Annotated in this window: 9 protein-coding genes and 1 pseudogene; all 10 read left to right on the forward strand. The window is 59.2% G+C overall.

Going from position 1 to position 8,551, the window contains the following annotated elements; genetic code table 11:
* A pseudogene (locus ACRESJ_RS33535) lies at positions 1–126 on the forward strand (nicotinate-nucleotide adenylyltransferase); the annotation flags it as partial.
* Between the two features lie 73 nt (positions 127–199).
* On the forward strand, positions 200–694 hold the full coding sequence (rsfS, locus tag ACRESJ_RS33540; RefSeq protein ID WP_008022922.1) for a ribosome silencing factor: 495 nt from the start codon (positions 200–202) through the stop codon (positions 692–694).
* 9 nt (positions 695–703) lie between these two features.
* Positions 704–1,171 (forward strand): 23S rRNA (pseudouridine(1915)-N(3))-methyltransferase RlmH, encoded by a 468-nt coding sequence (gene rlmH, locus ACRESJ_RS33545; protein WP_110965050.1) that lies wholly within the window; start codon positions 704–706, stop codon positions 1,169–1,171.
* A 12-nt stretch (positions 1,172–1,183) separates the two neighbouring features.
* A complete protein-coding gene (mrdA, locus tag ACRESJ_RS33550; protein ID WP_431761714.1) occupies positions 1,184–3,079 on the forward strand; it encodes a penicillin-binding protein 2 in 1,896 nt (631 codons plus the stop codon).
* Positions 3,080–3,110: 31 nt separating this feature from the next.
* Positions 3,111–4,214 carry a rod shape-determining protein RodA gene (gene rodA, locus ACRESJ_RS33555; RefSeq protein ID WP_431761719.1) on the forward strand — a complete coding sequence of 368 codons (1,104 nt, stop codon included), beginning with the start codon at positions 3,111–3,113 and terminating at the stop codon, positions 4,212–4,214.
* A 17-nt stretch (positions 4,215–4,231) separates the two neighbouring features.
* Positions 4,232–5,242 carry a lytic murein transglycosylase B gene (gene mltB / locus ACRESJ_RS33560; RefSeq protein ID WP_431761715.1) on the forward strand — a complete coding sequence of 337 codons (1,011 nt, stop codon included), beginning with the start codon at positions 4,232–4,234 and terminating at the stop codon, positions 5,240–5,242.
* Positions 5,242–6,252: a septal ring lytic transglycosylase RlpA family protein gene (locus ACRESJ_RS33565; protein ID WP_431761716.1), complete on the forward strand. Its 1,011-nt coding sequence runs from the start codon at positions 5,242–5,244 to the stop codon at positions 6,250–6,252. The genes mltB and ACRESJ_RS33565 overlap by 1 nt, the downstream gene beginning before the upstream one ends.
* Before the next feature lie 195 nt (positions 6,253–6,447).
* A complete protein-coding gene (locus ACRESJ_RS33570) occupies positions 6,448–7,605 on the forward strand; it encodes a D-alanyl-D-alanine carboxypeptidase family protein (RefSeq protein ID WP_431761717.1) in 1,158 nt (385 codons plus the stop codon).
* Positions 7,606–7,692: 87 nt separating this feature from the next.
* Positions 7,693–7,968: a DUF493 domain-containing protein gene (locus ACRESJ_RS33575; RefSeq protein WP_077045559.1), complete on the forward strand. Its 276-nt coding sequence runs from the start codon at positions 7,693–7,695 to the stop codon at positions 7,966–7,968.
* A partial coding sequence (gene lipB, locus ACRESJ_RS33580) for a lipoyl(octanoyl) transferase LipB (RefSeq protein ID WP_431761718.1) occupies positions 7,968–8,551 on the forward strand: 584 nt, incomplete at its 3' end. The genes ACRESJ_RS33575 and lipB, both read left to right, overlap by 1 nt.

Below are 8,551 nucleotides of genomic sequence, written 5' to 3' on the forward strand. Positions count from 1 at the left end.
CCGCTCGCGGTATCCGCCACCCAGATCCGTCAACTGCTGGCCAGCGGTAAGTCGGTACGTTTCCTGGTGCCCGACGCGGTCCTGGCCTACATCGATGCGCACGGACTCTACCGTGCGTCGAACTGAACAGGAGTGCCTCAAGGCACGTAGCAACAACGTGTATTGAAGCGCCCGAACATACGAGCAAAACGAGTTTTATATGACGAACAACGACGTAAACAAAGTTAAGCGCAAAGGCACGTTCAAGAGTGCCCCGCTGCCTGAAAAAGTCCTGGCTGCCGAGCCGCCTAAAGGCGATGAGCTGGTCAAGATCGCCGTAGCGGCCCTGGAAGACGTCAAGGCCCAGGACGTGCTGGTAATCGATGTTCGTGACAAGCAGAGCATCACCGATTACATGATCATCGCCACCGGTACTTCCAACCGCCAGATCGGCGCGATGCTGGACAAGGTTCGCGAAGCCGTCAAAGCCCTGGGCATCAAGCCGCTGGGTGAAGAAGGCAAGGGCGACAGCGACTGGGTCCTGCTGGACATGGACGACGTGATCGTTCACATGATGACTTCCAATGCCCGTCAGTTCTACGACCTGGAGCGCCTGTGGAAAGGTGCCGAGCAGAGCCGTGCCGCTGATGGCAAGCACCACAGTCCTGAAGTTGGTCACGAGCATTTCAACAAGCTCAACAAAGACCAGGAATAAGGAACCGCTGTGCGACTGCGACTGATCGCCGTCGGTTCTCGTATGCCCAAGTGGGTGGAAGAAGGCTGGCATGAATATGCCAAGCGTCTTCCGTCCGAGCTGGCACTGGAACTGGTGGAAATACCGCTCAACACCCGTGGCAAGAACGCTGACGTGGCGCGCTTCATCCGTCAGGAAGGCGAAGCCATGCTGGCCAAGGTCGGGCAGAACGAGCGCGTTGTCACCCTCGAAGTCCACGGCAAGCCCTGGAGTACCGAGCAACTGGCGGTCGAACTCGATCGCTGGCGGCTGGACTCGCGCACAGTCAATTTCATGGTCGGTGGCCCCGAAGGGCTGGCGCCGGAAGTCTGTGCCCGTGCCGATCAGCGTTGGTCTCTCTCGCCGTTGACGTTGCCGCACCCGCTGGTGCGAATCCTGATCGGTGAACAGCTGTATCGTGCCTGGACGGTTCTGTCCGGCCACCCTTATCACAAGTAGTTCTGCCCCCCCATGACCCAACCGATCCGCATCAAGGACCACGAAAAAGACGCCCGTCTGGTGCGTGGCCGCGTCGTGTTCGGGGCAATTGCAGTGGTGACGCTGATCGGCGTGCTGATCGCGCGTTTGTATTTCCTGCAAGTGATCCAGTACGAGTACCACTCGACGCTGTCGGAAAACAACCGCGTTCATGTGCAGCCGATTCCCCCGACCCGTGGGCTGATCTTCGACCGTAACGGTGTGGTGATTGCCGACAACCGGCCGAGTTTCAGCTTGAGCATGACCCGCGAACGCTCCGGCGATTGGCAGCAAGTGCTCGACGTGATCGTTGAAGTGCTGGAAATGACTCCCGAGGACCGGGTGATCTTCGAAAAGCGCATGCGACAGGGGCGACGGCCGTTCGAGCCGGTGCCGATCCTGTTTGAGCTGACCGAAGAGCAGATCGCTCGAATCGCGGTGAATCAGTTCCGCCTGCCTGGGGTGGAAGTGGTCGCGCAACTGGTTCGTCACTATCCTCAGGGCGCGCACTTTGCGCATTCGGTGGGTTACATGGGGCGGATCAACGAGAAAGAACTCAAGACACTTGATCCGGTGAGTTACAGCGGCACCCATCAAATCGGTAAAACCGGGATCGAGCGCTTCTACGAATCGGAATTGCACGGTCAGGTGGGTTACGAGGAAGTCGAGACCAACGCTCGGGGCCGGGTGCTGCGAGTACTCAAGCGTACCGAACCTATTTCCGGTAAAGACATCGTCCTGAGCCTGGACATCAAATTGCAAGAAGCCGCCGAAGCTGCGCTCGGCGGACGTCGTGGCGCTGTCGTGGCGCTGGACCCGAAAACCGGCGAAGTCCTGGCGATGGTCAGCCAGCCGAGTTTCGACCCGAACCTGTTCGTCACCGGCATCAGCTTCAAGGCTTATTCAGAGCTGCGCGATTCCATCGACCGGCCGCTGTTCAACCGCGTACTGCGTGGTTTGTACCCGCCGGGCTCGACTATCAAGCCTGCGGTGGCAATTGCCGGTCTCGACGCGGGCGTGGTGACTGCCTCGTCCCGGGTGTTCGACCCCGGCTACTACATGCTGCCCAACTACGATCACAAGTACCGTAACTGGAACCGTACCGGTGACGGTTTCGTTGACCTCGATACGGCGATCATGCGGTCCAACGACACCTACTTCTATGACCTGGCGCACAAGCTGGGAATTGATCGGCTGTCGGCCTACATGACCAAGTTCGGTATCGGTCAAAAAGTCTCCCTGGACATGTTCGAAGAGTCGCCGGGGCTTATGCCGTCCCGCGAATGGAAGCGTGCGACGCGCCGTCAGGCATGGTTCCCGGGTGAAACGTTGATTCTCGGGATCGGCCAGGGCTACATGCAGTCGACCCCGTTGCAGCTGGCCCAAGCCACCGCGCTGGTGGCCAACAAGGGCGTGTGGAACCGTCCGCACTTGGCCAAGACCATCGAAGGCGTGAAACCGATGGATGAGAATCCGATGCCGAACATCATCCTGCGCGATCCGTCGGACTGGACCAAGGTCAACCACGGCATGCAGCAAGTAATGCACGGCGCCCGCGGTACGGCGCGCAAGGCTTCGATCGGTGCGCAATACCGCATTGCCGGCAAGTCTGGTACGGCCCAGGTTGTCGCCATCAAGCAGGGCGAAAAGTACGACCGCTCCAAGGTTCAGGAACGCCATCGCGACCACGCCTTGTTCGTCGGCTTTGCGCCGGCCGACGACCCGAAAATCGTGGTGTCGGTGATGGTCGAGAACGGTGAGTCCGGCTCCGGCGTCGCAGCACCCGTGGTGCGTCAAGTGATGGACGCCTGGCTGCTCGATGAGACCGGACATCTCAAGGCCGAATACGCCAGCCCTAATAGCGCGGAGGCTACGGCCCGTGAAGAATAATTTCGATCGCATGCTCTCCAGTGAGGATGTGATGCGTCGCCGAGCGACGTTGTTGCAGCGCATGCACATCGATGGACCATTGTTGATCCTGCTGCTGACCCTCGCCGCCGGTAGCCTGTTCGTGTTGTATTCGGCCAGTGGCAAAAGCTGGGATCTGCTGGCCAAGCAAGCCACTTCGTTCGGTATCGGCCTGGTGTCGATGATTGTCATCGCCCAGTTCGAGCCGCGTTTCATGGCCCGCTGGGTGCCGCTGGGCTATGTGGTCGGGGTGATGTTGCTGCTGGTGGTGGACATCATGGGACACAACGCCATGGGCGCCACACGCTGGATCAACATTCCCGGTGTGATCCGCTTCCAGCCCTCGGAATTCATGAAAATCCTGATGCCCGCGACCATCGCCTGGTACCTGTCCAAGCGCACGCTGCCGCCGCAGCTCAAGCATGTGGGCGTCAGCCTGATGCTGATCGGCGTGCCGTTCATCCTGATCGTACGGCAACCAGACCTTGGCACCTCGCTGCTGATTCTGGCCGGAGGTGCGTTCGTGTTGTTCATGGGCGGCCTGCGCTGGCGCTGGATTCTCAGCGTGCTCGCCGCTGCCGTGCCCGTGGCCATCGCCATGTGGTTCTTCATCATGCATGACTACCAAAAGCAGCGGATCCTGACGTTCCTCGATCCGGAAAGCGATCCCTTGGGCACTGGCTGGAACATTATTCAGTCGAAGGCCGCCATCGGTTCTGGCGGTGTGTTCGGCAAGGGCTGGTTGCTGGGTACCCAATCACACCTGGATTTCCTCCCGGAAAGCCATACCGACTTCATTATTGCGGTGTTGGGTGAAGAGTTTGGCCTGGTGGGGATTTGCGCGCTGTTGCTGATTTATCTGTTGTTGATCGGTCGAGGCCTGGTGATTACTGCCCAGGCCCAGACATTGTTCGGCAAATTGCTGGCCGGCGCGTTGACCATGACGTTTTTTGTTTATGTTTTCGTCAACATCGGTATGGTCAGCGGCCTGTTGCCGGTGGTGGGGGTTCCGTTGCCGTTCATTAGCTACGGAGGAACTTCGCTGGTGACGCTGCTGTCAGCGTTTGGGGTTTTGATGTCGATCCATACCCATCGCAAGTGGATCGCGCAGGTTTGAATAAGGTGAAGAGTTCAATGCAAGTAATGCGTGACTGGGCGACTCGATATGCGCCGTGGGTCGGCCTGGTAAGCATCCTTGGCACTGCGCAGGACGCGTTGGCCGGCGATTACGAGGGCTCACCGCAAGTGGCCGAGTTCGTCGGCGAAATGACCCGCGACTATGGTTTCGCCGGTGAACAGTTGATGGGCGTGTTCCGCGAGGCCGAGCGTAAACAGTCGATCCTGGACGCCATTTCGAAACCCGCTGAACGGGTAAAGCAGTGGAGCGAGTATCGTCCGATGTTCATTACCGACGCGCGAATCGCCCGTGGTGTGGACTTCTGGCGCCAACATGAGGTGGTCCTGGCTCGTGCCGAGCAGGAATACGGCGTGCCGGCGCAGGTTATCGTTTCGATCATCGGCGTTGAGACCTTTTTCGGTCGCAATACCGGTAATTTCCGCGTAATTGATGCCTTGTCGACCTTGGGCTTCGACTATCCTCCCCGAGCCGAATTTTTCCGCAAGGAATTGCGTGAGTTCCTGTTGCTGGCCCGTGAAGAACAGGTCGACCCGCTGACCCTCAAGGGGTCCTATGCCGGGGCCATGGGCTTGCCGCAGTTCATGCCCAGCAGCTTTCGCGCTTATGCGGTGGACTTCGATGGTGATGGCCACATCAATATCTGGAACAACCCGGACGATGCCATCGGCAGCGTTGCCAGTTATTTCAAGCGTCACGGTTGGGTCGCTGGCGAACCCGTGGTCAGTCGCGCCGATGTGCGCGGCGAACAGGTTGACGAAGGTTTGACCACCGGCATCGAGCCGACCAAGACCGTCGGAGAGTTGCGGGCCTTGGGCTGGTCAAGTCATGATGCGCTGCGCGATGATATGCCGGTTACCGCATTCCGACTGGAAGGCGACAATGGCCCTGAATACTGGATGGGCCTGAAGAATTTTTACGCGATCACGCGTTATAACCGCAGCGTGATGTATGCAATGGCCGTACATCAACTGTCTGAACAGCTGGTCCAAGCACGGGGCGTCAAGTAATGCGGGCATTGCCTATGAATAAACCCCTGAAGCTGATGGCATTTGCCGCTTTGGCAGTGCTGGTCGCCAGTTGTTCGACCAGTCGCTCGCCGGCACAGAAGTCTTCCACCGCCGTGCGCTCGGCGCCGGGGTTGGACATCAACCGCGCCCACAAGGATGGCGCGCCATGGTGGGACGTCGATGTGTCGCGCATCCCGGATGCCACGCCGACCCTGCACACCGGCCCATACAAGGCCGCACCGTACTCGGTACTGGGCAAAACCTACTTTCCGCTTCAAGAGTCCAAGACCTACGTGCAATCGGGTACGGCGTCCTGGTACGGCACAAAGTTCCATGGTCAGAACACCGCCAACGGTGAAGTCTATGACCTGTACGGCATGAGTGCCGCCCACAAGACCTTGCCGCTGCCGAGTTACGTTCGGGTGACCAACCTGGACAACAACAAGACCGTGATCCTGCGGGTCAACGACCGTGGGCCGTTCTACTCGGACCGTATCATCGACTTGTCCTACGCGGCAGCGAAAAAACTCGGCTATGCCGAAACCGGCACTGCGCGGGTCAAGGTCGAGGGCATCGATCCGCAGCAATGGTGGGCCGCCAAGGGCCGTCCGGCGCCTTTGATGCTCAACGAGCCGCAAGTCGCGCAGAATAGCGCCCCGGTCATCACGGCTTCGGCCGGCACCGTCGAGCAATGGACACCTCCGCCGCAGCAACACGCCGCCGCCGTCGTCCCTGTTCAACTTGCCGATGCAAAAAAAAACGCTTCTGCACCAGCCTCTGGCCAGTATCTGCAGGTGGGCGCGTTCGCCAACCCGGACGCTGCAGAACTGCTGAGGTCGAAGCTCAGCGGGATGGTGAGCACTCCGGTGTTCATCAGCTCGATCGTGCGAAATCAACAAACGCTGCACCGGGTACGCTTGGGGCCGATCGGCTCGCCGGGTGAAATCCAGCAAGTGCAGAACAGCGTGCGCCTGGCCAACCTCGGTTCGCCGAGTGTTGTGACTGAGTAAGATGCTGAGTAATACGTAGAGCTTGATTGACGGTTCGTCTGCGGTATTGGGGGGCGAACCAGGTTGTTGACTCGTTGAAGAACAAAAGCCCGGCAAGGGTTATAGAGTGAGCAGCTGAACACGCGATGACTCGTTAGAAAGTCATCTGATTAGTTTTGCCCTTGGGCAGTTTCCATTAGCGATTTCGAGAGACGGATGAACATCACCACCTTTGCCAAACGCCTGTGCCTTTTAGTCCCGCTGCTCCTCTCGCCTGCCGCTTTCGCGGTCGAGATGATGCCGTCGCCACCGCAACTGGCCGCCAAGGCCTATGTGCTCATGGACGCCAGCAGCGGCAACGTGCTGGTCGAAAACAATGGTGACCAGCGTCTGCCGCCAGCCAGCTTGACCAAGCTGATGACGGCCTACATCGCCACCCTCGAAATCCGTCGTGGCCAGATCGGTGAAAACGATCCGGTAACCGTCAGCGAAAACGCCTGGCGTACCGGCGGTTCGCGGATGTTCATCAAGGTCGGTTCGCAGGTGACTGTCAGCGACCTGCTGCACGGCATCATCATCCAGTCGGGCAACGACGCCAGTGTCGCGCTCTCCGAGCACATCGCCGGCAGCGAAGACGCTTTCGCCGACATGATGAATAAAACCGTCGGCGACCTGGGCATGACCAACAGCCACTTCATGAACCCGACTGGCCTGCCGAACCCTGAGCACTATTCGACGGCTCACGACATGGCGGTGCTGGCTCGCGCGATCATTCACGAAGACCCGGCTCACTACGCGATCTACTCGCAGAAAGAGTTCTTCTGGAACGGTATCAAACAGCCGAACCGCAACCTGCTGCTGTGGCGCGACAAAACCGTCGACGGCCTGAAAACCGGCCACACCGACGAAGCGGGCTACTGCATGGTGTCGTCGGCCGTGCGTGATGGTATGCGTCTGATCGCCGTGGTATTCGGTACCAACAGCGAAGTGGCGCGTGCCGCCGAAACTCAGAAGCTGCTGACCTACGGTTTCCGTTTCTTCGAAACCCAGACCTTCTATCAGAAAGGCGCCGAGCTGGCTCAGGCTCCTGTCTGGAAGGGCTCGACCAACCAAGTCAAGGCCGGCCTGGCTGAAGACCTGACCATGACCCTGCCAAAAGGCCAGCTGAAAAAGCTTGCTGCCAGCATGACCATGAACCCGCAATTGATCGCACCCATCGCCAAGGGTGACGTGATCGGTAAGGTCGAAGTCAAACTGGAAGACAAAGTGGTGCATAGCGCTGATCTGATCGCTCTGGACGCTGTCGAGGAAGGTGGTATCTTCCGCCGCATGTGGGATAGCATCCGTCTATTCTTCTACGGCTTGTTCAACTGAATTTAGTGTGCACCTGCATGGCTCCGCGCTGATCCGGCGCGGGGCCATGCCCGTCGCCACGGCTTACGCTTACGAGGCCGTTACGCCATGACCGATACTGAAGTAAAGGCGCCAAAGATCGAATTCCCTGCCAATGATTACCCGGTTAAGGTGATCAGCGACACGGGTGTGGGCAACAAGGACAAGATCATCGACATCGTGCGCAAACACGCCAAGATCAACGATGAGCGTGTTGACGAGCGTCAAAGCAGCAACGGCAAATACACCACCATCCAGTTGCACATCGTCGCGACCGACCAGGACCAGCTGTACAACATCAACAGCGAACTGCGGGCCACCGGTTTCGTGCACATGGTGTTGTGATGTCTGGAACGCTGGGCTTTCGTGAGCTCGGCCAGATGGCTTACGAGCCGGTCTGGCATGCCATGCAACGCTTCACCAACGAACGTGGCAGCGATGCCGCGGACGAGATCTGGCTGGTCGAGCACCCGCCGGTCTTCACCCAAGGCCAGGCCGGCAAGGCCGAGCACTTGTTGCTGCCGGGAGATATCCCTGTGGTGCAGGTCGATCGCGGCGGGCAGGTGACGTATCACGGTCCCGGACAACTGGTGGCTTACCTGCTGCTGGACGTGCGCAAGTTGGGTTTCGGTGTGCGTGACCTGGTAAGCCGCATGGAGTCGTGCCTGATTGAGCTGCTCGCCAGCTATGGCGTGACGGCGACAGCCAAGCCGGATGCGCCGGGTGTCTATGTCAACGGTGCGAAAATCGCTTCCCTGGGTCTGCGGATCCGCCACGGTTGTTCCTTTCATGGCCTGGCCCTGAACGTGGACATGAACCTGGAACCGTTTCGACGGATTAATCCCTGCGGCTACGCCGGGCTGGCGATGACCCAGCTGAGCGATCACGCAGGATCGATTGAATTTGCCGAGGTAAGTGCCCGGCTGCG

This window comes from Pseudomonas sp., assembly GCF_050739655.1.
GTDB lineage: Bacteria > Pseudomonadota > Gammaproteobacteria > Pseudomonadales > Pseudomonadaceae > Aquipseudomonas.

What these genes read in the sequence shown, in the direction of transcription:
- ACRESJ_RS33565 (WP_431761716.1), top strand. Translation starts at nt 5,242, where the DNA reads ATGCGGGCATTGCCTATGAATAAACCCCTGAAGCTGATGGCATTTGCC.
- ACRESJ_RS33570 (WP_431761717.1), top strand. Translation starts at nt 6,448, where the DNA reads ATGAACATCACCACCTTTGCCAAACGCCTGTGCCTTTTAGTCCCGCTG.
- rodA (WP_431761719.1), top strand. Translation starts at nt 3,111, where the DNA reads ATGCGTCGCCGAGCGACGTTGTTGCAGCGCATGCACATCGATGGACCA.
- mltB (WP_431761715.1), top strand. Translation starts at nt 4,232, where the DNA reads ATGCAAGTAATGCGTGACTGGGCGACTCGATATGCGCCGTGGGTCGGC.
- rsfS (WP_008022922.1), top strand. Translation starts at nt 200, where the DNA reads ATGACGAACAACGACGTAAACAAAGTTAAGCGCAAAGGCACGTTCAAG.
- ACRESJ_RS33575 (WP_077045559.1), top strand. Translation starts at nt 7,693, where the DNA reads ATGACCGATACTGAAGTAAAGGCGCCAAAGATCGAATTCCCTGCCAAT.
- mrdA (WP_431761714.1), top strand. Translation starts at nt 1,184, where the DNA reads ATGACCCAACCGATCCGCATCAAGGACCACGAAAAAGACGCCCGTCTG.